The organism is Pseudorhodoferax sp. Leaf265 (assembly GCF_001422365.1).
Classification (GTDB): Bacteria; Pseudomonadota; Gammaproteobacteria; order Burkholderiales; family Burkholderiaceae_C; genus Pseudorhodoferax.
On sequence record NZ_LMMT01000005.1, the window covers coordinates 66,377 to 89,005 of the forward strand.

The following is a 22,629-nucleotide window of genomic DNA, read 5'->3' on the forward strand; positions in this document are numbered from 1 at the left end:
CCACCATGCGCCTGCCCTCCACCCGCCGCCACCTGCTGCAAGGCAGCCTGGCCCTCGCCGCCTCGCCCTTCTTCGGCACGGCCGCCTTCGCACAGGCCACGGGCACCCCGCAACGCGGCGGCACGCTCGTGATCTCGCTCGCGCCCGAGCCACAGACCATCTCGGCCGCCTTCCTCACGACCATGCAGACCACCATGATCGCGGGCAAGATCAGCGAAGGCCTGGTCTGGTTCGACGAGAAGCTGCAGCCCCAGCCCGAGCTGGCCGAGTCCTGGGCCTTCGCGCCGGACGGCCTGTCGCTCACACTGAACCTGCGCCGCAACGTGAAGTGGCACGACGGGCGCGACTTCACGTCCGCCGACGTGGCCTTCTCGCTGCTCAACATCTGGCAGAAGTTCCACCCCGGCGGCCGGCTGGCCTACGCCTCGGTCACCGCCGTGGACACGCCGGACGCGCACACGGCCGTGCTGCGCTTCTCGCGGCCCACGCCCTACCTGCTGGCCTTCCTGAACGTCTACGGCGCGCAGGTCGTGCCCAAGCACCTGTACGAGGGCACGGACCTGCTCAAGAACCCGGCCAACAACGCGCCCATCGGCACCGGCCCGTTCCGCTTCAGGGAGTGGGTGCGCGGCAGCCACATCGCGCTGGAGCGCAACCCGAACTACTGGCGCAACGGCCTGCCCTACCTGGACGGCGTGGTCTTCAAGTTCATCCCCGAGGCCGCGGCGCGCGCCGTGGCGCTGGCGGGCGACGAGGTGCAGGTGGCGCTGGCCTCCAACATCCCGATCTCCAACCTCACGCAGTTCGCCGACAAGGCCAGGTACCGCATCAATACCACGGACGGCAACTACCTCGCCTCGATCCAGCTGGTGCAGGTGAACACGCGCAAGCCCCAGCTGGCCGACAAGCGCGTGCGCCAGGCCCTCATGTACGCGCTGGACCGCGAGGCGCTGCTGCGTGTGGTGTTCCGCGGCTACGGCCGCGTGGCGCAGAGCGCGATCCCGTCCACCGTGCCGGCCTTCTTCAGCAACAAGGGCAAACAGTACAGGCACGACCCCAAGCAGGCCGAGGCCTTGCTGGATGCCGCCGGCTTCAAGCGCCAGGGCAACGCCCCGCGCTTCAAGCTCACGCTGGACTACGGCACGGGCTCGCTGGAGGCCACGCGCACGGCCGAGTTCATCAAACAGAACTTGGCGCGCGTGGGCATCGAGGTGGAGCTGCGCGTGTCCGATGCGGGCGTGTACCTGAAGCGCGTGTTCGGCGATGCCGACTTCGACCTGTTCCTGACCAGCCTGCACAACCTGCCCGATCCTACGCTGGGCGTGCAGCGCTGGTACTGGAGCAAGAACATCGTGAAGGGCGTGCCCTGGAGCAACGGCTCGGGCTACGCCAACCCCGAACTCGACCAGCTCATGGAGGCCGCCGCCGTCGAGGCCGACCCGGCCAGGCGCCGCGCGCTGATCGACCAGTGGCAGGCCTTCCTGCAAGAAGAGGTGCCCATCCTCGACCTGGTCGAACTCGACTGGATCACCGTGTCCAGCACCCGCGTGCACAAGACCACCGCCCAGGGCGACGGCCTCTACGCCTCCCTCGCCGACGCCTGGCTTTCCCCGAAATGACGAAGGACCTGTTCTCCATGCAACGCCGTGACCTGCTGACCACCACCTCCGCGCTGGGCGCGCTGTTCTCGCTCGGCTTCCCGCTGGTCCCCGCGGCCTACGCCCAGACCGTGGGCAAGACGCCCGTGCGCGGCGGCGTGCTGACCGTGGCCGTGGCGCCCGAGCCCACGCAGCTGACCTCCGCCAACCTGACCACCATGAACGTGGGCATGGTCTCCAGCAAGATCCTCGAAGGCCTGGTCAGCTACGACCTCGACTTGAAGCCCGTGCCGGCGCTGGCCGAGTCCTGGCAGCAGACGGCCGACGGCCGCACGCTGACCTTCAAGCTGCGGCCCAAGGTGCTGTGGCACGACGGCAAGCCCTTCACCTCGGCCGATGTGGCCTGGACGCTGGAGGAGGTCTGGAAGAAGCTGCACCCCTTCGGCCGCGCCGCCTTCGCCAACGTCGAGAAGGTGGAGACACCGGACGCGCTGACGGTGGTGATCCGCCTGTCCTCGCCCGCCCCCTACATCCTCAACTACATCAACACCTACGGCGCGCAGATCCTGCCCAAGCACGTGTACGAGGGCACGGACGTGCTCAAGAACCCCGCCAACAACGCGCCCATCGGCACGGGCCCCTTCGTGTTCAAGGAATGGGTGCGCGGCAGCCATGTGCGGCTGGAGCGCAACGCCAGCTACTGGGGCCGTGGCCCGCAGGGCGAGCAGCAGCCCTACCTGGATGGCCTGCTGGTCAAGTTCATCCCCGACGCGGCCGCGCGCACCGTGGCGCTGGAGGCCGGCGAGGTCGACGTGGCCCTGGGCTCCATCATTCCGTTGACCAACCTGAACCGCTTCGCCGACAAGAAGAAGTTCACGATCAACCTGGACGACGGCCGCTACCTCTCGACCATCTTCCTGCTGCAGTTCAACGTGCGCCGGCCCTATTTCCAGGACAAGCGCGTGCGCCAGGCCTTCGCCCATGCGATTGACAAGAACGCGCTGCTCAAGGTGGTGTTCCTGAACTACGGCAAGGTGGCCACGGGGCCGGTGCCCTCCTCCGTCATCAACTACTACAGCCGAGACGTGAAGCACTACGCCTTCGACCCCAAGCGCGCCGAGGCGCTGCTGGACGAGGCCGGCTTCAAGAAGGGCAAGGACGGCAAGCGCCTGAAGATCGCGCTGGACTTCGACGGCTTCGGCGGCCCCATCGGTGCGCGCTCGGCCGAGTTCCTCAAGCAGTCGCTGGCGCGCATCAACGTCGAGCTGGAACTGCGCACCTCGGACACGGCCAACTACCTGCGCCGCATCTTCACGGACCAGGACTATGACCTCATGACCTCCAGCCTGCACCGGCTGCCCGACCCCACGCTGGGCGTGCAGCGGCTGTACTGGACCAAGAACATCGTCAAGGGCGCGCCCTGGACCAACGGCTCGGGCTACTCCAATCCCGAGCTCGACAAGGTCATGGAAGCCGCCGCGGCCGAGCCGGACGAGGCCAAGCGCAAGGCCCTCATCACGCAGTGGCAGCAGATCGTGCAGGAAGACGTGCCGCTGATCGAGCTCATCGAGCAGACCTGGGTCACGGTGTCGAACGCGCGGCTCAAGAAGCAGAACCTGCAGGGCGACGGGCTGTTCGCGTCGTACGCCGACACCTGGCTCGAAGCCGGCCACTGACATGACCCACCCCCGTTTGGTGGCTCCACTTCGTGTGGCCACCGATACCCCCTCCAGGGGGCGCCGCCAGCGGCCTGGCAGAGCCAGTTCCGCGGCGTCTGCTGGCATGGCCTGCTCCGCGGCCTTCGGAGCCGCGGCTTGCGGCCCGAAGCTGTGCGGTGCGGGCAAAGGCTGAAAGCCGTCGCTATGGCCCTCTTCCGATCCAAGTCGCCCCTGCTCGGCTTTTTGCGCCGGCGACTGCTGCAGGTGCTGCCGGTGGTGTTCGGCATCGCGCTGCTGAACTTCCTGATCCTGCAGCTGGCCCCCGGCGACGTGGTCGACGTGTTGGCCGGCGAGGCCGGTGCCGCCACGCCCGAGTACATGGCGCAGTTGCGCGCCAGCTTCGGGCTGGACCAGCCGCTGGGCGTGCAGTTCTGGCACTACATGACCAGCGTGGCCACGCTGGACCTGGGCTGGTCGTTCCGCCAGAACATGCCGGTGCTGGACCTGATCCTCGAGCGCATGCCGGCCACGCTGCTGCTGATGGGCTCGGCGATCGGCTTCGCGCTGGCGCTGGGCGTGCTGCTGGGCGTGGTCTCGGCCGTGCGCGTGCATGGCTGGGTGGACGACGTGGTCTCGGTCTTCGTGCTGCTGACCTATGCGCTCCCGACCTTCTGGCTCGGGCTCATGGCCATGGTGCTGTTCTCCGCGCGGTTGGGCTGGCTGCCCTCGGGCGGCATGGTCGACCTGGGCGCCAGCCACAGCGGTCTGGCCTGGGTGCTGGACGTGGCGCGCCACGCGCTGCTGCCCGCGCTCACGCTGTCGACCTTCTACCTCGCGGTCTACACCAAGCTCGTGCGCACCTCGATGCTGGAACTCTACGGCGCGGACTTCATCCGCACGGCGCGTGCCAAGGGCGCGGGCGAGCTGCGCATCACCGTGCGCCACGCGCTGCGCAACGCGCTGCTGCCGCTGCTGACCATGGTCGGCTACCAGGTGGCCTCGCTGCTGAGCGGTGCGGTGCTGGTCGAGTCGGTGTTCAACTGGCCCGGCATCGGCCGGCTCGCGTTCGAGGCCATCATGTCGCGCGACTTCAACCTGCTGCTGGGCATCCTGTTGCTGAGCTCCATCCTGGTGACCTTGATCAACGTGGTGGTCGACCTGCTGTACGCCTGGCTCGATCCGCGCGTGCAGCTGACCGGCGGAGCGCACGCATGAGCGCTGTCTGGAACACGACAAGGCCGGCCACCGCCTGGCACCGCAGCCTGGAGTTCGCCAGGCGCGTGCTGGCCAGCCGCTCCGCCGTGCTGGGCCTCGTGCTGCTGCTCGGCGTGGTGGCCGTCGCCACGCTGGGCCGCATCTGGTTCCCAGGCGACCCCTGGGAGATGAGCGGCGCCCCCATGCTCTGGCCCTTCGACGACGCGCAGAACCCCTTGGGCACCGACTTCATGGGCCGGGACCTCGCGACCGGCCTGGTCTCGGGCGCCGGCGTGTCGCTCATGATCGGCCTGGTCAGCACGCTGATCTCGGCCTGCGTGGGCATCACCGTGGGCGCGCTGGCGGGCTACTTCCGCGGCTGGGTGGACAGCATGCTCATGCGCGTGATCGAGCTGTTCCAGACCGTGCCCAACTTCGTGCTGGCCGTGGTGCTGGTGGCGATCTTCAAGCCCTCGGTGGCCACGGCCGTGTTCGCCATCGGCATCGTGTCCTGGCCGCCCACGGCGCGGCTGGTGCGCTCGGAGTTTTTGCAGCTGCGCGAGCGCGAGTTCGTGCTGGCCAGCCGCACGCTGGGCACGGGCCATGCGCGGCTGATCCTCACGCAGATCCTGCCCAATGCGCTGCCGCCCGTGGTGGTGGTGTCCACGCTGTCGATCGCGCATGCGATCCAGACCGAGGCCGCGCTGGCCTTCCTGGGCCTGGGCGACCCCAACGTGATGAGCTGGGGCACCATCATCGGCATCGGCCGCGAACAGGTGGTTGACGCCTGGTACATCTGCGGCCTGCCGGGGCTGGCCATCGTCGTCACCGTGCTGGGCTTCAGCCTGCTCGGCGAAGGGCTCAACGACGCCCTCAACCCCCATTTGCGCAAACGATGAGCCTGCTCGACATCCAAGGCCTGCAGACCTCGTTCGACACGCGCGCCGGCACGGTGCGCGCCATCGACGGCGTGGACCTGCGCGTGGAGCGCGGCGAGACCGTGGCGCTGGTCGGTGAGAGCGGCAGCGGCAAGTCCGTCACCGCCTACTCCATCCTGCGGCTGCTGCCGCGCGGCCAGGGCCGCATCACGGGCGGCAGCATCCGCTTCGACGGCACCGAGCTGACCACGCTGCCCGAGGCTGGCCTGCGCGCGCTGCGCGGCAACCGCATCTCCATGATCTTCCAGGAGCCGCTGTCGGCGCTGAACCCTGTGCTGTCCGTCGGCTGGCAGATCGTCGAGGCGATCCGGCTGCACCGCCGCGTGGGCCGGCACGAGGCCTGGGAACAGGCCGTGGAACTGCTCGCGCACGTGGGCATCCCCTCGCCCGCGCAGCGTGCGCACGACCATCCGCACCAGCTGTCTGGCGGCATGCGCCAGCGCGCCGTGATCGCCATCGCGCTGGCCTGCGAGCCCGACCTGCTGATCGCCGACGAACCCACCACCGCCCTGGACGTGACCACGCAGGCGCAGATCCTGGAGCTGCTGCAACGCCTGCAGGCCGAACGCGGCATGGGCCTGTTGCTCATCACGCACGACCTGGGCGTGGTGGCCGAGGTGGCCGACCGCGCCGCCGTGATGTACGCGGGCCGCGTGGTCGAGCAGGCCACAGTGCGAGCGCTGTTCGACGCGCCGGCCCACCCCTACACGCGCGGTTTGCTGGCCTCGCTGGCCATCGACGACCTGCCGCCCGGCACGCGCCTGCCCGAGATCGCGGGCACCGTGCCCTCGCTGCTGGAGATGCCGGCGGGCTGTGCGTTCGCGCCGCGCTGCGGCCAGGCCACGGCGTTGTGCCGCGAGGTGCGGCCGGATCTGGTCAGGCTCGACGGCCACCCGGTGGCTTGCCACCACCCGCTGGAACGCCGGCAACTGGAAGAGATCGCCGCATGAACGCCGTCGCAGAACTACCGAAGACCGCGACCTCGCTGTTGCGGCTGCAGCACGCCGTCAAGCACTACCCCAGCGCCGGCGGCACCGTGCAGGCGCTGGATGGCGTGGACCTGCACGTGGAACGCGGCGAGACGCTGGGCCTGGTCGGCGAATCGGGCTGCGGCAAGTCCACCGTGGCGCGCGTGGCCATGCGGCTCACGCCGTTGACCGCCGGCCGGCTCTGGTTCGACGGCCAGGACCTGGCCGCGCTGGAGGGCGATGCGCTGCGCAGCCTGCGCGCGCGGCTGCAGATGGTGTTCCAGGACCCCTATGCCTCGTTGAACCCGCGCCAGACCGTGGAGCGCGCGCTGCGCGAGCCACTCGTCGTGCAGCAGCGCGGCAGCGAGGCCGAGCAGCGCGAGCGCGTGGCCTGGGCGCTCGCGCGCGTGGGCCTGCGGCCCGAGATGGCGAGCCGCTATCCGCACGAGTTCTCGGGCGGCCAGCGCCAGCGCATCGGCATCGCGCGCGCCCTCATGCTGCAGCCCGAGCTCATCGTCTGCGACGAGGCCGTCTCGGCGCTCGACGTGTCGGTGCGCGCCCAGGTGCTGAACCTGCTGCTGGAGCTGCGCGAAGAGTTCGGCGTGTCCTACCTGTTCATCTCGCACGACCTGTCGGTCGTGCGGCACATGTCGGACCGCATCGCCGTGATGTACCTGGGCCAGGTGGTGGAGCACGGCGCGCGCGACGCGGTCTGGAAGACGCCGCGCCACCCCTACACCCAGGCCCTGGTGTCGGCCGCACCCAAGGCCCGGCCCGGTGCGGCGCGCACGCAACGCATCGTGCTGCAGGGCGACCCGCCCAGCCCATCGAATCCTCCGACGGGCTGCCGCTTCCACACGCGCTGCCCGCAGGCCGTGGCGCGCTGCCGCGAAGAGGCACCCGTGGCGCGCCCCGTGGGCGAGCGGCACTGGGCGGCCTGCCACCTGGCCTGAGGTCCTGAGGCCGGCCGCGCTCGGCCCGTGGGCCCCGTGCGTCCATCGGGCGTGTGCAGTTCAGCCGTGCAGGCTCAGACCAGCGACAGCACCTGCGCCAGCGGCCGGCGCGGCTTGCGCGGCCAGTTCTCGGGCGCGGCATGGCCCACGGCCAGCAGCAGCACCGGCAGCTCGTCGGCCGCCAGCCCGAAGGCTTCGGCCACGGCCGGGGCGTCGAAGCCGATCATGGGCGCCGTGCCCAGGCCCATGGCCTGCGCGGCGTGGACCAGGGTGCCGGCGCCGAAGGTGGCGGTGCGCACCGCCTCGTCGCGCTGGCGCTGCGGCTGCCCGTGGTACAGGCTCTTGGCCGCGCCCTCCCAGCCCGGCACCATGGCCGCGGGCATGAAGCCGGCCGCGACCGCGGGCGCCAGCCGCTCGGGCAGCACGCGGTGGTCGGCGAGCTGGCCGACGACGATGAAGGTGACGGCGGCGTCGGTCACCTTGGCCTGGTCCCAGGCGAGTTGGCGCAGCCGCGCCTTGGCCTCGGGCGTGCGGACCGCGATGAAGCGCCAGTTCTGCAGGTTGAACGAGGTCGGCGCCGTGGTGGCCAGGCGCACGAGCTCCTGGATCTGTGCGTCGTCGATGCCGCGCGTGGGGTCGAACAGGTTGGTGGTGCGGCGCGCTTCGATGGCGTCGATCGCGCCGATGGTGGTGTCGGTCATGGCTGGTCTTTCAAAAAAAGGGCGTGCAGGCCCCCTCCCGCGCCGCGGCGGTTCGGTTCACTGCACAGGATGGAAGGGCTTCGGGGCCCTGGCGGCTAGACGATGCTGTCGACCACACCGCCGTCCACGCGCAGCGCGGCGCCGGTGGTGGCCGAGGCCTGCTCGGAACTCACGTAGACGACCATGTTGGCCACCTCGTCCACGCTGGCGGCGCGGCGGATGATGGACGAGCCGCGGTGCGCCACGACGAAGTCGGCGGCGACCTGCTCCAGGCTCTGGCCGCTGCGTTCGACCTCGCCTTTCAGCATCTCGGCCACGCCTTCGGACAGCGTGGGCCCCGGCAGCACGGCGTTGACGGTCACGCCGGTTCCGGCCAGCCGCTTGGCCAGTCCGCGCGAGACGGCCAGCTGGGCCGTCTTGGAAAAGCCGTAGTGCACCATGTCGGCCGGGATGTTGAGGGCCGATTCGGACGAGATGAACACGATGCGGCCCCAGCCGCGCGCCACCATGCCCGGCGCGTAGTGCCGCGCCATGCGCACGCCCGACATCACGTTGGTCTGGAAGAAGCGCTCCCACTCGCTGTCGGGTGTGTCGAAGAAGTCCTGCGGGCCGAAGATGCCCAGGTTGTTGACGACGATGTCGAAGTCCGGATGTGCGGCGAACAGCCGGGCGCTGTCGGCCGCGGTGGCGAGGTCGCCGACGAAGCCGGTGGCGCGCCCGCCGGCGTCCTGCAGCTGCGCCAGCGCAGCGGCCACGCCGGCCTCGCTGCGGCCGTTGACGACGACCTGCGCGCCGGCGGCGAGAAAGCCCCGGGCGGTGGCGAAGCCGATGCCGCCGGTCGATCCGGTGACCAGCACGCGCCGGCCGTTGAATTGGATGTGCATGGGAAGCTCCCGTCTGGTTGCGATGGGATGGCATGGTAGGCAGCAGTCGCCAGCTTGATAATCCGTCGGTTTTCCAAATCACTGTTCGAAAAACTCGAAAGATGGACCGCATCGACGCCCTGCGCCTGCTCATCGACGTGGCCGAACTGGGCAGCTTTTCCAGCGTGGCGCGCCAGCGCGCCATCGCCACCTCCACGGTCACGCTGGCCGTGGGCCAGCTCGAGCAGGAGCTCGGCGCCCGGCTGCTGGCGCGGTCCACGCGGCGGCTGTCGTTCACGCACGAGGGCCAGCGCCTGCTGGCCGATGCGCGCCGCATCGTGTCGGAATGGGATGCGGCCTTCTGCAGCCTGCGGCAGGACGGCGCGCTGAACGGCCCGATCCGCATCACCGCCACCAACGACTTCGGGCGCACGCGCCTGCGCCCGCTGCTCGATGCCTTCCAGGCGCGGCACCCGGAGCTGCGCATCAGCCTGCTGCTGAGCGACAACACGGTCGACCTGATCGAGGAGCACATCGACCTGGCCTTGCGCAGCGGCCCCCTGCCCGACTCCTCGCTGCACGCACGGCTGCTGGTGCGCGGCGCGCGGCTGGTCTGCGCGGCGCCCGGCTACTGGGCGCGGCACGGCCGCCCGGCCCATCCGGACACGCTGGCCGGGCACAACTGCCTGGTGCTCGCGCGGCCGGGCGCGCCCATCGCGGCCTGGCCGTTCCGGGCGGACGACCGGCTGTTCCACGTCAAGGTGTCGGGCGACCGCCAGGCCAGCGATGGCGAGGTGGTGCGCGAGTGGGCCGTGCTGGGCCTGGGCGTGGCCCTCAAGAACCACTGGGACATCGCCCAGGACCTGGCCAGCGGCGCGCTGGAGACGGCGCTGGACGCGTTCGTCGCCGGGCCGGTCGACCTGTACGCGGTGCACCCGGGCGGCCCGCCGAGCCGCCGCGTCGCGGCGCTGGTGGATTTCCTCGCGCAGGCATTGGGAGGCCCGCAGCCCCCCGCAGCGGTCACGGCAGCTTCGCCACCACCTTGATCTCGAAGTCGAAGCCGTAGAGCCAGGTCACGCCCACGCAGGTGATGTTGGGGAACGGTGCCTCGCCCCAGTACTCGGGCACGACGGCCCAGATGCGCTCGAACTTCTCGGCAGGGTCGACGATGAACACCGTCACGTCGACCACGTCGTCGAAGCTGCAGCCGGCCGCCGCCAGCACCGCATTGAGGTTCTCGAAGGCGCGGCGCACCTGGGCTTCCAGGCCCGGTTCGGGCGAGCCGTCCTCGCGGCTGCCGACCTGGCCCGAGACGAACAGGAAACCGTTGGAGCGCACGGCGGGCGAATAGCGGTTGCGCTCGTACAGCGCCTGGCGGCCGGCGGGAAAGACGACGTCACGTTGTGCCATGGGAATGCCTTGGTGGATGGGTTCAGGATGGAAGAACTGTAGGAAGCCGCGGCCGCGCGATCAACGCGCCAGTCCACCCACCACTGTTCGTAAACTCCGAACAATCCCCGACTCCACTGGAGCACGCATGGACCGTTTCGATGCAATGCAGGCCTTCGCCCGCGTCGTGGAAGCCGGCAGTTTCACCAAGGCAGCCGACACGCTGCACATGGGCAAGACCAGCGTCACCCAGCTCGTGCAGCAGCTGGAGGCGCGGCTGCGCGTGAAGCTGCTGAACCGCACCACGCGGCGCGTGCACCTCACGGCCGATGGCGCGGCCTACTACGAGCGCGTGGTGCGCCTGCTGGCCGATGTGGACGACGCCGAGACCAGCCTGTCCAGCGCCGCCATCGCACCGCGCGGCCGGCTGCGCGTGGACGTGCCGAGCCCGCTCGCGCGCACGCTGCTGGTGCCTGCGCTGCCCGACTTCCATGCGCGCTACCCCGAGATCCAGCTCGACATGGGCGTCAGCGACCGCGTGGTCGACCTGATCGGCGAGAACGTGGACTGCGTGCTGCGCGGCGGCCGCATCGCCAACCCCTCGCTCGTGGCCCGCCATGTGGCCGATCTGCAGCTGGGCGTGTACGCCGCCCCCGGCTACCTGGCGCTGGCCGGGCGCCCCGACCACCCGCGCATGCTGGAGGACACGCACCACCGCATCGTCGGCTTCCTGTGGGCGCGCGGTGGCAAGACCTTCCCCTACGCGATGCAGCGGGGCGACGAGCAGGTTCGCGTCCAGGGCCGCCACGCCTTCGCGGTCGACGACGGCAACGCCTACCTCGCGGCTGGCCTGGCGGGCCTGGGCGTGCTGTGGCTGCCCGAGTACATGGCCAAGCCGCACCGCGCCAGCGGCGAACTCGTGCCGCTGTTCGAGGACTGGCGGCTGGAGCCCATGCCGCTGTACCTGGCCTACGCGCCGAACCGGCATGTCAGCGCCAAGTTGCGGGCCTTCATCGACTGGACCGTGGCGCTGCTGGCCGTGCACGCGCCGGTGGGTGGGCGCCCGCTCCCCCGCCAGCCAGGACCGTGAGTGCGGCGGCGGCGACCGTGGTGCTGGCCCCCGACGCGCGCCTTCCCGCCCCCGGTCCGGCGGGCCACCGCGCGCAGGCCCGGCTCCAGGGTGGACGATCCGCGCGTCCCCGGCCGCCCTGCTCACCGACGCGGTGAAAGCCTCTGCTTTCACCGCGCACGCCGTTGCCGCACACTGAACCCCCTCAACCACCACCAGGAGACCCACCATGTCCAACCATGTCTACAAGACGCTGGAGCTCACGGGCTCGTCGCCCACGGGCATCGAAGACGCCGTGCAGACGGCCATTGCCAAGGCGCACGAGAGCGTGCGCAACATCCAGTGGTTCCAGGTCACCGAGACGCGCGGCCACGTGGTCGGCGGCAAGGTGGCCCACTGGCAGGTGGGCCTGAAGGTCGGCTTCACGCTGGAGTGAGCCCCGGGGGCGGCGGCCTTCCGCGTGCCACGCCCGTCACGCCACCGGCAACATCCCCTGCGCTTCGCGCTGCAGCTGCGGCAGCAGCTGCATGGCCAGCGCCAGCTGCGGCTGGGTCGCGGCGCCCGGCACGGGCGCGGTGGCCACCTCCCCCTGCGGCGCGCGCATGCGCGCGGCCAGCGCGGTCAGCTGCGCACCCAGCGCCGCCGCATCCCGGCGCAGCACCCCGTCCTGCCCGGCGTCCGCCAGCGCGCCGCGGTGCGCGCCCAGGGCCGAGAGGTAGTTGAGCAGCGTGTGCGACAGCACCAGGAAGCGGCCACAGGCCTCGAACAGGCGCCGCGCATGGGCCGGCTCCTTGAGCATGGCCGCGTAGGCGTTGGACAGCGCCGCGTCGGCGTTGTGGGCGTTGCGCCGCGCAAGCCGGTAGGCCAGGTGGTCCTGCTTGCCGGTGCCCGCCTGCGCGACGATTTCCTGCAGGTACTCGGCCTGGCTGCGCAGGGCCTGCTCGGCCAGCTGCGGCCACTGGCGCGACTGCCAGTTCGGCAGCACCAGCCACGCGGCCAGCCAGGCCAGCACGCCGCCGACCACGGTGTCCAGCATGCGCGTGGGGATCACGCCGTCGCCCATGCCGGCCTGGTGGAAGCTGAGCAGCAGCAGCACGGTGACCGAGGCCGAGGCCCGCGTGTAATGGGTGTGCCGGCTGCCGAGGAACAGGCCGCCGGCCACCACCAGCAAGGCCGACTGCAGCACCGTGGCGGGGAACAGGCGGATCGCCGCCCAGCCCAGGCACAGGCCCAGCGCCGTGCCGGTGGCCCGCTGGACCATGCGGTGGCGCGTGTCGGCATAGCGCGGCTGGCTCACGAAGACGATGGTCAGCAGCACCCAGTAGGCATGCGGGTCGCGCGTCGTCGCCACGATGGCACTGCCCAGCAGCAGCGTCAGTGCCAGCCGCAGCCCGTGCCGCAGCAGCGGCGACTGCCCGTGCAACTGCGCGCGCACGCGCTGCCAGGCGGCACGCCAGTCGCGCGGCCCGCGGTCGTGCAGCGCCTCGCCAGCCCCGCCCTGCAGCGGCTGTTCGAGCGCGGGCAGCACGCCGGCCATCGCGGTCAGGTTACGGCCCAGCTGCTGCACCGCGCCGAGTGCCCGCGCGGCCTCGGGCTGTTGCGGCAGCGGGCCGGCCAACAGGTGCGCGATGGCGGCCTGCATGTCCTCGATGGCCCGTGCGGTGCTGCCGGTGTGGACCGGGCTGCCACGCGCCGCGATCGCCTCGGCGAACTTGAGCAGTTGGGCGCCCAGCTGGGTCAGCACGCGCTGGCAGCGGTACAGCGCGTCGGAATGGAACAGCGATTCGGCCAGCAGGCCGTAGTCCTCGTGCGAGGAGTTCACGCGCTCGTGGATGTCCTGCGCCGCGAGGTACTGGCGCATCGCCAGCTGCAGCCAGACCGGCCGCGGCCCGTCGCCCTGCGGCAGGCGGCTGAACAGGCTCTCCTTGGTGGCGGTCAGGGCCAGCACCACGCGGCCGTTGTGCAGGGCCAGCGCCATGCGGCGCCCGGCCAGGTCGGCGTCGCGCACGGGCTCCAGCAGCTGGGCCTTCAGGCGCAACTGCTCGCCGAGCAGCGCATACAGGCGCGACATGCGGTGGCGCAGCGTGGCGCGCGGCAGCAGCGCCGCCCACAGCACCGAGACCACGCCGTACCAGGCCGCGCCCAGCAACAACAGCACCAGGGCCTTGTCGGTGCGGCCCTGGTGCCCCAGCATCGCGATGTAGATGGCGAACACCAGCACGCCCAATGCCACCGCGCGGTAGCGCTCGCCCAGCGCGCCGACCAGCGTCAGCGCGAGCGCCGCGGCCGCCAGCACCAAGGCCTGCAGCAGCGGCAGCGGCTGGCTGGCCTGCACCGCCAGGCCGACCACCGCGAACGCCACCAGCGTCAGCAGCTGCGCACGCAGCCGGCCGCGCCAACCGTCGTCGGTTTCGGCCAGGGCGCTGGCGATCACCCCCAGCATGGCCGGCATGAAGCTGCTCTCCCAGCCAGCCCACCAGCCCACCAGCAGCACGCAGAGCAGCGCCACGAAGGCACGCACGCCCCGGGCCACGCCCTCGTGGTTGCGCGTGCGGCTCCAGGTGACGCGCCAGTCCAGGCCCGGCGCGCTCATCGCGGCTTCCTCCACACGCGGACCGTGACGGGGGTGAAGGCATCGGCCTGGCGGTGAAACGACGGCATGCGGACGGAGCGCAGAAAAGCGACAGAGCTTATCGCGAAGCGCTGCAGCCTTCTGCCCTGGCCGGGGCCGTGTGGCTCAGGGCTGGTGCCCGGCCTTTTCCAGCGCCTGCGCCAGCTTGTCGATCTCCTCGCAGCCGGGCGGCCCGCAGACGATGCGCAGGTAACCCAGGTTGCGCCGTGCGCCGGCGATGTCGCCGGTGGCGATGAACAGCTCGCCCTGGTACTGCAGCGCGGGCCGGTAGCTGCCGTCGAAGAACAGCGCCTCCTGGTAGCTGCGCGCAGCCTCGCCGTAGCGGCGCAGCTGGCGCTGGCTGTAGCCCAGCAGGTTGTAGATCTCGGCGTGCTGCACCTCGCGGGCGCGCGCCTCGAGCCGGGCGATGGCCTGCGCGTACTCGCCCGAGTAGATCAGCGCCTTTTCGGCCGCGAGGTCCGGCAGGTCGCCGCTGGGCGCGGCCGCCACCGCGTGGGCGGGTGCGGCCTGTGCCAGCGCGGCCAGCAGCGCCAGGGCCGCGAGCCGCCTCATGCCGCCAGGCTCTCCGGCACGCGCTGGTACTCGCCCATGGCGGACAGGATCTCGCGCTTGTAGCCGGCGAAGCGCGCGCCGGCACGGTCGCGCGGGCGCGGCAGGTCCACGTCCACCTCGCGCACGATGCGGCCGGGGCCGGCGTTCATGACGATCACCTGGTCGGACAGGAACAGCGCCTCGTCCACATCGTGCGTGACCAGGATCATGGTCACGCCCTCGACGCGCCAGATGCGCTGGATCTCCTCCTGCAGCCGGATGCGCGTGAGGGCGTCCAGCGCGCCGAGCGGCTCGTCCAGCAGCAGGATCTCGGGCTTGTTGACGAGCGCCCGCGCGATCGCCGCGCGCTGCGCCATGCCGCCCGAAAGCTGGTGCGGGTAGGCCTTCTCGAAGCCCGACAGGCCGACCAGCGCAATGTGCTCGCGCACCGACTGCTGCTTGCGGGCCTCGGGCCAGGGCGAGTTCAGCAGGCTCAGGCCGACGTTCTGCTCCAGCGTGAGCCAGGGCAGCAGGCGGTGGTCCTGGAACACGATGCCGCGCGACAGGCTGGCGCCCGCGATGCGCTCGCCATGCACGAGGATGTCGCCCGTGTAATCACGGTCGAGCCCTGCGATCAGCCGCAGCAGCGTGGACTTGCCGCAGCCGCTGGGGCCGACGATGGACACGAAGGCGCCCGGCGCCACGTCGAAGCCCGCGTGCTGCAGCACGTCCAGCCGCGGCCGGCCCTCGACCTGGTAGCTCTTGGACACATCGCGGATCTGCAGTTGTCCCTTGCTCATCGCCCCGCTCCTTCGAACCCTTGCTTCCAGCGCAGCACGCGCCGTTGCAGCGCGTACATGCTGCGGTCGATCGCAAAGCCGATCAGCCCGATCACCGCCATGCACACCAGCAGCTGGTCCGTCATGAGCAGGCTTTGCGCGCGGAAGATCAGAAAGCCCAGGCCCTCCAGCCCGCTCAGGCCTTCGGCCACCACCACCAGCGCCCAGGCCAGGCCCGCGGCGTAGCGCAGCGCGACCATGATGCTGGGCGTGGCGGCCGGCAGGATCACCTTGCGCACCAGTTGGCCGCGCGTGAGCGTGAGGACCTCTGCCAGTTCCACGTAGCTCTTGTCCACGCTGCGGATGCCCTGCAGCGTGTTCAGGAACACCGGAAAGAACACCGACTTGGCGATCACGAGGATCTTGGCCGGCGCGCCCAGGCCCAGCCACAGCACGATCAGCGGGAACCAGGCGATGCCCGGAATGTGGCGGATGGTGTCGAAGGTCGGGCCGAAGAAGCACTCGACCTTCTGCGACAGCCCGGCCGCGATGCCCAGACCCACGCCCAGCAGGCTGCCGTACAGGAAGGCCTGGCCCACGATGTTGAGACTGACCAGGAAGTCCAGCAGCAGGTTCTGGCCGGTCAGCATCGTCCAGAAGGCCCGCACCACGGCCACGGGCTCGGGCAGGAAGACCTTGTCGACCCATTGCAGGGAGACGGCGGTCTGCCACCAGGCCAGCACCAGCAGCGGCAGCATGAAGCCGATCCAGCCGCCGTTGCCGAGCGCGCGGCGCAGGCGGCCGGGGCCGGCCGGCGTCTCGGGCGGCGCCTGCACGGCACCGATCACGTCCGCAGCCGCGCTCATCGATGCGCCCTTCGGCCTGCGGCCTGTCCCCCCGAGGGGGAGCGAGCTTGTTCGGAGCGGTCCATCACGGCGCTCATCGGTAGATCGTGTGCGAGCCGCCCACGAAGAAGCGGCCGTCGATGAAGGCATCGACCTGCGCGTCGGTCAGCTTGCGCTCGGACAGGATGTCGTCGCCGTTGGCGATGTACCAGTCGCGGAAGGTCTTGATGGCCTGGCGCGCCTTGTCGGCGTTGGGCTCGCCGGCCATGAAGTCCCACTGGCCCAGGTGGGTGATCTGGAACTTGGCGACCTCGACTGGCACGCGCGTCTCCCTGGCGATGATCTTGGCCGCCTCGTCGACGTTGTCGGTGGCCCACTCGGACGTGCGCTCGCGCGCGGCCAGGAAGGCCTTGACCACGTCGGGATGCTTTTCGGCGAATTCGCGCCGCGCGAAATAGGTCACGCGGCCGCCGTTCTGCACGTAGACGCCGTCGTCGGGCGAGCGGCCCACGACCTTGAGCTTGCCGGCCAGCCAGGCGCCCGTGAAGGCACCGGCGGCCAGGTGGGCCGAGGTCGCGTCGATGGCGCCGGACAGGATGCCCGAGACCACGACCGAGCCGTTGTCGATGGACTCGTAGCGCACGCGGCCCTTCTTCTCGCGCGCGTCCAGCGGCAGGCCGGCCTTGGTCAGTTGCTCGAACGGCGAGGACCAGTAGCAGCTGACGCGGCTGCTGCCGAACTTCTTGCCGTCCAGGTCGGCCACGGTCTGGATCTTGTCGTTGTCGGCGCGCGCGAGGATGGGCGCGCGGTAGCGGTTGGAGGGCTCGGACACCCAGACCACCACGCCGTCCAGACCGTTGGCGCGGTGCACCGTGGCCGGGTAGATCATGCGCTGTGCGATGGCCAGCTTGCCGCCGCCCACGGCCGCGCTCTCGGCGCCGATCAGCTCGGCCGTGCTGGTGGCGATCAGGTTGATCTTCTTCGTGCCGATCTTGTCGAACTCCTGCTTGAAGAAGCCCTTCTCGCGCGCCACCACGGTCCAGGGCGAGAGCTGCAGGTTGATCTCGGGCAGCACGTCGGCGGTGGCGGCACCGGCGCCCAGGGCCAGGCCGAGTGCCGTGACGGAAGCGATGGCCAGGGCGTGCAGCGGACGCCGCAGGCCGCGGCGCGGGGAGGTGGAGGAAGCGTCGTTCATGCGGAGTCCGTGGTCGGGTGAAGCGCCGCGGACCGGCGGTCCGGCGTGCGGCCCGCATTCTTGGAAGCGCGGGGCAACTTGTGAACTGCGCAATGCGCATATGCATCTGCGCATTGCGCAGTTGGTCCGCGTCGCGGCCGGTGCTGCAATCGCCGCCGTGCAAGCCATTCGCCGTTCCGTCCAGCGCGCGCCCGTGTGGCTGCTCGCGCTCGTCTGTGCTGCCGTGACCACCGCGGCCGCCTGGGCGCTGGTGCTGCCCGAACCGCCGCCGGCCCGCTGGCCCCAGCTGCGCATCGGCGTGCTCGCCAGCGCCATGCCCCTGCAGAGTTCCACGCGCGCCTACACCGAGGAAGGCCACGAAATCGTGCTGGCCCGCGCGCTCGGCGAGCGCCTGGGCGCGGCGCCGCAGTTCGTCCCGCTGGCGCCCGAGGCCTTTGCCGGCGCGCTGGCCACGGGCCAGGTCGACGCCGTGCTCGTGCGCGAGCCGCTGGCTGGCGCGGCCCGCGCCGGCACCGAGGCGCTGCGCACGGGCTACCGCTCCGGCACGGCTGCCGCGATGCGCGCGGACCAGCCGCTGCGCCGCTGGGAAGACCTGCGCGGCAAGACCGTCTGCGTCTCGCGTGCGCACCAGGGCGCACAGACGCTGGCCCGCCGTGCGGGCGCGCGGCTGCAGCTGGTCGATGCGCCCGCGCAGGCCCTCGTGCAGGTGCGCACGGGCGCCTGCGACGCGGCACTGCACGACGAGGCCCAGCTGCAGGCCCTGTTCCTGCGCAGGGAATGGCGCAAGTTCTCGGCCACGCTGCCGGCGGCCGCGCCGGCCGAATTGCTGCTGCTGGCTCCCACGGCGCGGCCGCAGGCGCTGCAGGCCCTGCAGCAGGCCGTGGCCGCCGAAGGCCGCGCGCCGGCCTGGCAGGAGCGCAACACCCGCTGGGCCGCGAACGTGGCCTACGAGGCCTACTTCGACCAGATCGGGCCCGATTGCCATTGAGGGCCTGGTCCTGGCCTTCCCGGGCACGGGCGGCCCTGCTTGTGCTGGTGCTGGCCGGCCCCGGCCTGCACGCCGCCGACGATGCGACGCTGACCGCCTACCGCGGCCCGCCCGCGGGCTGGCCCGCCGCGCAGGTCGACCCCGGTGTCGCCTTCGTCGAACTGGGCCCGCTGCCGGACGCACCGCCTCTCACGCCGCGGCAACGCGCCCAGGCCGCGCTGGGCCGCGCGCTGTTCGCCGACCCGCGGCTGTCGGCCTCGGGCCGCATCGCCTGCGCCAGCTGCCACGATCCGGCGCGCGGCTGGAGCGTCGATGCGCCCGTGGCTGCGGGGGTCGACGGCCGCCGCGGCCGGCGCAACCCGCCCGACCTGCGCCAGGCGGGTGCCCACCGGCAATGGGGCTGGGAGGGCCATGACCGCACGCTGGCCGCGCAGTCGCTCGCGCCGCTGCTCGACCCCGACGAGATGGGCAACGCCTCGGTGCAGGCCGTGCTGGCGCGCCTGCAGGCCCTGCCCGGGCCGGCGGCTGCGCTCACGCCCGAGACACTGGGCGAGGCGCTGGCCGCCCATGTGCGGCAAGCCGGCGCCGATGCCCCACGCACGCGCTACGAGCGCTTCCTGCGCGGCGAACGCGGCCTGCTCACGCCGCAGGAACTGCAGGGCCTGCACCTGTTCCGCACCACCGCGCGCTGCGTGAACTGCCACCACGGCCCCTGGCTCAGCGACGGCCTGTTCCACAACCTGCGCCTGTCGTCCTTCGGCGAGCCGGCCGAGGACCGCGGCCGCCAACAGGCGTCCGGCCGGCCCCAGGACACGGGCGCTTTCCGCACGCCCAGCCTGCGCCGTGTTTCAGAGTCCGCGCCCTACATGCACAACGGCCTCTTCCCGCACCTCGAAGGCGTGCTGCGCCTGTACCTGCGCGGCGGCGGCGAGGTCTGGGCCCGCAACGCGGCCCAGGCCGCGCAGCCGCTCTACCCGCATGCAGCACAGCTGTCGCCGCTGATCCGGCCTCTCGAACTCAGCGCCGGGGAGCAGGCCGCGCTCGTGGCCTTCCTGCGCACGCTCTGAGCCGCGGGCCTGCCTACGGTCCTCCCTACAATGGCGCCCGCCACGCCGGTCCGCCCGCGTGCGCAAATGCTGGGGGTGTCGGCAGCGCCGCAAGGCAGGCCGGCTGAGAGAGTCCCTTCGAACCTGATTGAGGTCATCCTCGCGCAGGGAAGCACGTTCAGGGGTCCGCCGGCTTGTCTCTTCTCGCGCCGGCAGCGCGGCCCCGCATGCGCGCCGACCTGCTTCTGCATGCGTTGCACATGGCACATCCACCGCTTTTGCGCCGGCCCCATGGCCGGCTGGCCCTGCTCTCCCTGCTCGCCTGCGGCGCAGCCTGGGCCCAGCAGGCTCCGGCACCGGCCGCCGTCACGCCGCCCGGCCACATGCTGGCCGAGATCCAGGTCATCCCGCGGCCGGTCGGCACGGCCAACGACCGCTACAAGCACGTGGACGCGGCCATCGCCGTGATCCAGGCCTCGGGCCTGCGCTACGAGGTGCACGGCCTGGGCACGGTGGTCGAAGGCCCGCCCGACAAGGTCTGGCCGCTGCTGCAGGCCGTGCACCAGGCCACGCTGGAAGCCGGTGCCGAGCGCACACTGAGCATCATCAAGGTCTCCAGCGGCGCCCAGGCCGGCGGGCCGCGCGTCGAAGACCTGGTCCGCAAGTTCCGCCCCTGAACCGGATCAGTCGTCGGCCAGCAGCTCGAGCAGGATGTCCAGGTCGCGAAAGCGCAGCAGCGGCATCCGGACCGAAGCGCCGGACGCAAAGGCCTGGCGCATCTGCATGGCGAGGGTCTCGAGGTCTTTCATGGCATCTCCTTCCTTTGGGTGGCCTGCGGTGCTGGCGGGCAGGACCGGTGCCGTCCTGCGACCTTGCGCCCGGGCCTTCGGAGCCGGCGTAGGCCGCCACCCAGCGGAATCGACATCCAACGGATGCCCTGCAGGCCAGCGCGCGACGGTGCGCGTGGTTCCTCGCCGACAGACACCGCGCCGCGCGCACGCGAGACTGGTCCGCACCGGGCGCGATTAACCCAGGTTAATGCGGCGCGCGCCGTTCTGTCCAAAGATCTGGAGGTACCGCCATGCTGACCCGAAATGTGCTGCGCAACCGCACCGAAGACTTCACGGACGAGGAACGTTCGGTGCTGGAGAACGCCATCGAGCGCACGCAGACCTATGCCGCGGGCCAGACCGTGGTCCAACAGCGCCGTACCCTGGACACCAGCACCCTGCTGGTGCAGGGTCTCATGACACGCCATGTGCATGCGGCCGACGGGCGGCGGCACCTGGTGGCCGTGCACCTGCCGGGCGACTTCGTCGACCTGCACGCCTACGTGCTCAAGCAGCTGGACCACGATGTGGGCGCGTTGACCGATGTGACGGTGGCGGTGGTCCCGCACCGCGCGCTCGATGACATCCAGACACGCCATCCGCAGCTGGCCAGGCGCCTGTGGTTCCTGACGCTGCTCGACGCGGCCATGCACCGGCAGTGGGTGATGCGCCTGGCGAGCCTCAACGCCCTGCAGCGCGTGGCGCATTTCCTGTGCGAAATGAACGCCAAGCTGCTGGCCATCGGGCAATCGGATGGCCAGCGCTTCCCGCTGCCCATGACGCAGGCCGACATCGGCGAGGTCTGCGGCCTCACGAACGTGCATGTCAGCCGGGTGCTGCGCCAGCTGCGCGAGATGGACCTGTGCAGCTGGCGCACGGCGCAGGTGGTGGTCCACGATCCGGTGCGGCTGGCCGCCACAGGCCTGTTCGCGCCGGACTATCTGTATCTGAAGCCGGCCATGGCGCTGCGCGTGGCCGGCCACATGGGAGATGCGCATGTCCGACGAACCCCGCTTCCTCAAACCCTGTGATGCCGCCGGGCAGGCCAGTGCCGAAGACGGCGTGGTGATCCTCGACGGTCCCGACGGGGTGGCCATCACGATGACCGCCGACGCGGCCGAGCAGACCGCCGACAGCCTGCGCGCCGCCGCCAGGCAGGCCCGCGCGGAAGCCTCCCGACAGCGGGACGGCCTGCGCGATTGAAGCTGCACGCCTGGGCGGTGTGCGCCTGTCTTTGCGTGGCCGAGGCCGCCACCACGCCGTGGCTGACCGTGGTCGGCGACCCTGCAGACCCGCTGGCCGACACGATCCAGGTGAACCCCTTGTTCGTGCGCAAGGACGGCCCGCGGCGCGTGATGGAGGTGCGCGTCAGCCGCAGCCAGGAGCGCACCAGCACGGACGGCATCCGCTTCCGCGCGTTCCACGGCCTGGTCGCGTTCGACTGCGAGGCACGCGTCGCGCGCTTCCTCAGCAGCCAGTTCTACAACGCGCCGCTGTGGCGCGACCCGGGCGCCCGGCTGGACTATCCCGAATCGGCCTGGCGCTCCGTGGAGTTCCGTGGCTTCGAGCCCAACCCGCGCGACCGGGTCGTGCAGGCGGCGTGCAGCCCCTGAGAGCGCGGACTCGCAACAAATCCGGTGCAAATTAACCCACGTTAATGCGCATCGCAGGCTCCTGGCCGACCATCGCGCCGCCCAGACTTGCCATGCTGACCCAGAACGTTTTACGCAACCGCAGTGCCGATGTCACCGAGTCAGAACGTGCCGTTCTCGAGAATGCCATTTCGCACACCCGCCACTACGCGGCCGGTCAGATCGTCGTGCGCCAGGATGCCACTGTGGGCACCAGCACCCTGCTGGTGGAAGGCCTGATGACGCGGCATGTGGGCGCCAGCGACGGCCGGCGCCACCTCGTCTCCATCCATGTGCCGGGCGACTTCGTCGACCTGCATGCCTACGCGCTCAAGCAGCTGGACCACGCCGTCGGCGCGCTGACCGACAGCACGGTGGCCGTGTTCCCGCACGAGGCGTTGCGCCGCATCGAGAAGCAGCACCCGCGCCTCACGCGCCGGCTGTGGTTCTCCACCCTGCTCGATGCGGCCACGCACCGCCAATGGGTGGTGCGGCTGGCCAGCCTCAACGCGCTGCAGCGGGTGGCCAACTTCCTGTGCGAGATGAACGCACGCCTGCTGGCCATCGGCCGGTCCGACGGCCAGCGCTTCGAACTGGCCATGACGCAGGCCGACATCGGCGATGTCTGCGGGCTCACCAACGTACACGTGAACCGCGTGGTGCGCCAGCTGCGCGAGCGCGAACTCTGCAGCATCCGCTTCGCACAGGTGCACATCCTCGACCCGCAGGGCCTGGCCCAGGCCGGGCAGTTCAAGCCCGACTACCTGTACCTGAACCCGCCCACGGCGTCGCGGGCGGTCGGTAGCGGCGCGTCCTGACCG

The 22,629-nt window shown here is 71.1% G+C and carries 25 protein-coding genes and 1 riboswitch; of the genes, 16 read left to right on the plus strand and 9 right to left on the minus strand.

Annotated elements, in window-relative coordinates; translation table 11 throughout:
* Positions 1-5: 5 nt before the first annotated feature.
* The 6 genes from ASF45_RS07405 to ASF45_RS07430 all read left to right on the plus strand — a co-directional run bounded on the left by ASF45_RS07405 (position 6) and on the right by ASF45_RS07430 (position 7,309).
* Positions 6-1,619: an ABC transporter substrate-binding protein gene (locus ASF45_RS07405; protein ID WP_056659442.1), complete on the plus strand. Its 1,614-nt coding sequence runs from the start codon at positions 6-8 to the stop codon at positions 1,617-1,619.
* Positions 1,620-1,636: 17 nt separating this feature from the next.
* On the plus strand, positions 1,637-3,274 hold the full coding sequence (locus ASF45_RS07410; protein WP_162243967.1) for an ABC transporter substrate-binding protein: 1,638 nt from the start codon (positions 1,637-1,639) through the stop codon (positions 3,272-3,274).
* A gap of 186 nt (positions 3,275-3,460) precedes the next feature.
* Positions 3,461-4,471 carry an ABC transporter permease gene (locus ASF45_RS07415; protein WP_056659447.1) on the plus strand — a complete coding sequence of 337 codons (1,011 nt, stop codon included), beginning with the start codon at positions 3,461-3,463 and terminating at the stop codon, positions 4,469-4,471.
* Complete coding sequence (locus tag ASF45_RS07420; RefSeq protein ID WP_082550861.1) at positions 4,468-5,349, plus strand: ABC transporter permease; 882 nt, start codon at positions 4,468-4,470, stop codon at positions 5,347-5,349. Before ASF45_RS07415 ends, ASF45_RS07420 begins: the two co-directional genes overlap by 4 nt.
* Positions 5,346-6,338 (plus strand): ABC transporter ATP-binding protein, encoded by a 993-nt coding sequence (locus ASF45_RS07425; RefSeq protein ID WP_056659449.1) that lies wholly within the window; start codon positions 5,346-5,348, stop codon positions 6,336-6,338. The genes ASF45_RS07420 and ASF45_RS07425 overlap by 4 nt, the downstream gene beginning before the upstream one ends.
* Positions 6,335-7,309 (plus strand): ABC transporter ATP-binding protein, encoded by a 975-nt coding sequence (locus tag ASF45_RS07430; RefSeq protein WP_056659451.1) that lies wholly within the window; start codon positions 6,335-6,337, stop codon positions 7,307-7,309. The genes ASF45_RS07425 and ASF45_RS07430 overlap by 4 nt, the downstream gene beginning before the upstream one ends.
* Before the next feature lie 74 nt (positions 7,310-7,383).
* Here ASF45_RS07430 and ASF45_RS07435 read toward each other — a convergent pair whose 3' ends face one another.
* Together ASF45_RS07435 and ASF45_RS07440 are read right to left on the minus strand one after the other, a co-directional pair.
* A complete protein-coding gene (locus ASF45_RS07435) occupies positions 7,384-8,010 on the minus strand; it encodes a nitroreductase family protein (RefSeq protein WP_056659453.1) in 627 nt (208 codons plus the stop codon).
* A gap of 95 nt (positions 8,011-8,105) precedes the next feature.
* Positions 8,106-8,894, minus strand: a complete 789-nt coding sequence (locus ASF45_RS07440) for an SDR family NAD(P)-dependent oxidoreductase (RefSeq protein ID WP_056659455.1) — start codon at positions 8,892-8,894, stop codon at positions 8,106-8,108.
* Between the two features lie 101 nt (positions 8,895-8,995).
* Between ASF45_RS07440 and ASF45_RS07445 the strand changes: the two genes are divergently transcribed.
* The gene (locus ASF45_RS07445) at positions 8,996-9,919 is read left to right on the plus strand and encodes a LysR family transcriptional regulator (RefSeq protein ID WP_056659457.1); all 924 of its coding nucleotides are present in this window, start codon (positions 8,996-8,998) and stop codon (positions 9,917-9,919) included.
* On the opposite strand, the gene ASF45_RS07450 is transcribed toward ASF45_RS07445, so the two are convergent.
* Positions 9,894-10,283, minus strand: coding sequence for a RidA family protein (locus tag ASF45_RS07450; RefSeq protein ID WP_056659460.1), 390 nt, complete (start codon positions 10,281-10,283; stop codon positions 9,894-9,896). The genes ASF45_RS07445 and ASF45_RS07450 overlap by 26 nt on opposite strands.
* Positions 10,284-10,410: 127 nt before the next feature.
* On the opposite strand from ASF45_RS07450, the gene ASF45_RS07455 reads away from it, so the two are divergent.
* Positions 10,411-11,352 carry a LysR family transcriptional regulator gene (locus ASF45_RS07455; protein WP_056659462.1) on the plus strand — a complete coding sequence of 314 codons (942 nt, stop codon included), beginning with the start codon at positions 10,411-10,413 and terminating at the stop codon, positions 11,350-11,352.
* 208 nt (positions 11,353-11,560) lie between these two features.
* Positions 11,561-11,767, plus strand: a complete 207-nt coding sequence (locus ASF45_RS07460) for a dodecin (RefSeq protein ID WP_056659464.1) — start codon at positions 11,561-11,563, stop codon at positions 11,765-11,767.
* 36 nt (positions 11,768-11,803) lie between these two features.
* On the opposite strand, the gene yccS is transcribed toward ASF45_RS07460, so the two are convergent.
* The 5 genes from yccS to ASF45_RS07485 form a co-directional block, all read right to left on the minus strand.
* A complete protein-coding gene (yccS, locus tag ASF45_RS07465; RefSeq protein WP_063887596.1) occupies positions 11,804-13,924 on the minus strand; it encodes a YccS family putative transporter in 2,121 nt (706 codons plus the stop codon).
* Positions 13,925-14,068: 144 nt separating this feature from the next.
* On the minus strand, positions 14,069-14,515 hold the full coding sequence (locus ASF45_RS07470; protein WP_056659466.1) for a hypothetical protein: 447 nt from the start codon (positions 14,513-14,515) through the stop codon (positions 14,069-14,071).
* Positions 14,512-15,294, minus strand: a complete 783-nt coding sequence (locus ASF45_RS07475; RefSeq protein WP_056659468.1) for an ABC transporter ATP-binding protein — start codon at positions 15,292-15,294, stop codon at positions 14,512-14,514. Before ASF45_RS07475 ends, ASF45_RS07470 begins: the two co-directional genes overlap by 4 nt.
* Entirely contained in the window at positions 15,291-16,139 is an 849-nt protein-coding gene (locus ASF45_RS07480) for an ABC transporter permease (protein ID WP_056659471.1), read from the minus strand. The genes ASF45_RS07475 and ASF45_RS07480 overlap by 4 nt, the downstream gene beginning before the upstream one ends.
* Before the next feature lie 73 nt (positions 16,140-16,212).
* A complete protein-coding gene (locus tag ASF45_RS07485) occupies positions 16,213-17,313 on the minus strand; it encodes an ABC transporter substrate-binding protein (RefSeq protein WP_056659473.1) in 1,101 nt (366 codons plus the stop codon).
* Positions 17,314-17,470: 157 nt separating this feature from the next.
* On the opposite strand from ASF45_RS07485, the gene ASF45_RS07490 reads away from it, so the two are divergent.
* The 3 genes from ASF45_RS07490 to ASF45_RS07500 all read left to right on the plus strand — a co-directional run bounded on the left by ASF45_RS07490 (position 17,471) and on the right by ASF45_RS07500 (position 20,024).
* Positions 17,471-18,301 carry a transporter substrate-binding domain-containing protein gene (locus ASF45_RS07490; RefSeq protein ID WP_162243968.1) on the plus strand — a complete coding sequence of 277 codons (831 nt, stop codon included), beginning with the start codon at positions 17,471-17,473 and terminating at the stop codon, positions 18,299-18,301.
* A gap of 47 nt (positions 18,302-18,348) precedes the next feature.
* Positions 18,349-19,368, plus strand: coding sequence for a cytochrome-c peroxidase (locus ASF45_RS07495; RefSeq protein ID WP_200932130.1), 1,020 nt, complete (start codon positions 18,349-18,351; stop codon positions 19,366-19,368).
* Positions 19,369-19,429: 61 nt separating this feature from the next.
* A riboswitch (TPP riboswitch) is annotated at positions 19,430-19,535 on the plus strand.
* Positions 19,536-19,607: 72 nt separating this feature from the next.
* Positions 19,608-20,024: a thiamine-binding protein gene (locus ASF45_RS07500; protein ID WP_200932131.1), complete on the plus strand. Its 417-nt coding sequence runs from the start codon at positions 19,608-19,610 to the stop codon at positions 20,022-20,024.
* Between the two features lie 6 nt (positions 20,025-20,030).
* Here the strand turns inward: ASF45_RS07500 and ASF45_RS36810 are convergent, their stop codons facing one another.
* The gene (locus ASF45_RS36810; protein ID WP_255357771.1) at positions 20,031-20,156 is read right to left on the minus strand and encodes a hypothetical protein; all 126 of its coding nucleotides are present in this window, start codon (positions 20,154-20,156) and stop codon (positions 20,031-20,033) included.
* A gap of 272 nt (positions 20,157-20,428) precedes the next feature.
* On the opposite strand from ASF45_RS36810, the gene ASF45_RS07505 reads away from it, so the two are divergent.
* The 4 genes from ASF45_RS07505 to ASF45_RS07520 all read left to right on the plus strand — a co-directional run bounded on the left by ASF45_RS07505 (position 20,429) and on the right by ASF45_RS07520 (position 22,626).
* Positions 20,429-21,208: a Crp/Fnr family transcriptional regulator gene (locus ASF45_RS07505; RefSeq protein WP_063887597.1), complete on the plus strand. Its 780-nt coding sequence runs from the start codon at positions 20,429-20,431 to the stop codon at positions 21,206-21,208.
* The gene (locus ASF45_RS07510; RefSeq protein ID WP_056659621.1) at positions 21,174-21,380 is read left to right on the plus strand and encodes a hypothetical protein; all 207 of its coding nucleotides are present in this window, start codon (positions 21,174-21,176) and stop codon (positions 21,378-21,380) included. The genes ASF45_RS07505 and ASF45_RS07510 overlap by 35 nt, the downstream gene beginning before the upstream one ends.
* Positions 21,377-21,790, plus strand: a complete 414-nt coding sequence (locus tag ASF45_RS07515; RefSeq protein ID WP_156472887.1) for a hypothetical protein — start codon at positions 21,377-21,379, stop codon at positions 21,788-21,790. Before ASF45_RS07510 ends, ASF45_RS07515 begins: the two co-directional genes overlap by 4 nt.
* A 92-nt stretch (positions 21,791-21,882) precedes the next feature.
* Positions 21,883-22,626 carry a Crp/Fnr family transcriptional regulator gene (locus ASF45_RS07520; protein WP_056659623.1) on the plus strand — a complete coding sequence of 248 codons (744 nt, stop codon included), beginning with the start codon at positions 21,883-21,885 and terminating at the stop codon, positions 22,624-22,626.
* Positions 22,627-22,629: the final 3 nt, after the last annotated feature.

Bases quoted from the DNA above. Each gene is read 5' to 3' on its own strand.
- ASF45_RS07405 (WP_056659442.1), top strand. From the start codon at position 6: ATGCGCCTGCCCTCCACCCGCCGCCACCTGCTGCAAGGCAGCCTGGCC.
- ASF45_RS07410 (WP_162243967.1), top strand. From the start codon at position 1,637: ATGCAACGCCGTGACCTGCTGACCACCACCTCCGCGCTGGGCGCGCTG.
- ASF45_RS07415 (WP_056659447.1), top strand. From the start codon at position 3,461: ATGGCCCTCTTCCGATCCAAGTCGCCCCTGCTCGGCTTTTTGCGCCGG.
- ASF45_RS07420 (WP_082550861.1), top strand. From the start codon at position 4,468: ATGAGCGCTGTCTGGAACACGACAAGGCCGGCCACCGCCTGGCACCGC.
- ASF45_RS07425 (WP_056659449.1), top strand. From the start codon at position 5,346: ATGAGCCTGCTCGACATCCAAGGCCTGCAGACCTCGTTCGACACGCGC.
- ASF45_RS07430 (WP_056659451.1), top strand. From the start codon at position 6,335: ATGAACGCCGTCGCAGAACTACCGAAGACCGCGACCTCGCTGTTGCGG.
- ASF45_RS07435 (WP_056659453.1), bottom strand. From the start codon at position 8,010: ATGACCGACACCACCATCGGCGCGATCGACGCCATCGAAGCGCGCCGC.
- ASF45_RS07440 (WP_056659455.1), bottom strand. From the start codon at position 8,894: ATGCACATCCAATTCAACGGCCGGCGCGTGCTGGTCACCGGATCGACC.
- ASF45_RS07445 (WP_056659457.1), top strand. From the start codon at position 8,996: ATGGACCGCATCGACGCCCTGCGCCTGCTCATCGACGTGGCCGAACTG.
- ASF45_RS07450 (WP_056659460.1), bottom strand. From the start codon at position 10,283: ATGGCACAACGTGACGTCGTCTTTCCCGCCGGCCGCCAGGCGCTGTAC.
- ASF45_RS07455 (WP_056659462.1), top strand. From the start codon at position 10,411: ATGGACCGTTTCGATGCAATGCAGGCCTTCGCCCGCGTCGTGGAAGCC.
- ASF45_RS07460 (WP_056659464.1), top strand. From the start codon at position 11,561: ATGTCCAACCATGTCTACAAGACGCTGGAGCTCACGGGCTCGTCGCCC.
- yccS (WP_063887596.1), bottom strand. From the start codon at position 13,924: ATGAGCGCGCCGGGCCTGGACTGGCGCGTCACCTGGAGCCGCACGCGC.
- ASF45_RS07470 (WP_056659466.1), bottom strand. From the start codon at position 14,515: ATGAGGCGGCTCGCGGCCCTGGCGCTGCTGGCCGCGCTGGCACAGGCC.
- ASF45_RS07475 (WP_056659468.1), bottom strand. From the start codon at position 15,294: ATGAGCAAGGGACAACTGCAGATCCGCGATGTGTCCAAGAGCTACCAG.
- ASF45_RS07480 (WP_056659471.1), bottom strand. From the start codon at position 16,139: ATGAGCGCGGCTGCGGACGTGATCGGTGCCGTGCAGGCGCCGCCCGAG.
- ASF45_RS07485 (WP_056659473.1), bottom strand. From the start codon at position 17,313: ATGAACGACGCTTCCTCCACCTCCCCGCGCCGCGGCCTGCGGCGTCCG.
- ASF45_RS07500 (WP_200932131.1), top strand. From the start codon at position 19,608: ATGGCACATCCACCGCTTTTGCGCCGGCCCCATGGCCGGCTGGCCCTG.
- ASF45_RS36810 (WP_255357771.1), bottom strand. From the start codon at position 20,156: ATGAAAGACCTCGAGACCCTCGCCATGCAGATGCGCCAGGCCTTTGCG.
- ASF45_RS07505 (WP_063887597.1), top strand. From the start codon at position 20,429: ATGCTGACCCGAAATGTGCTGCGCAACCGCACCGAAGACTTCACGGAC.
- ASF45_RS07510 (WP_056659621.1), top strand. From the start codon at position 21,174: ATGTCCGACGAACCCCGCTTCCTCAAACCCTGTGATGCCGCCGGGCAG.
- ASF45_RS07520 (WP_056659623.1), top strand. From the start codon at position 21,883: ATGCTGACCCAGAACGTTTTACGCAACCGCAGTGCCGATGTCACCGAG.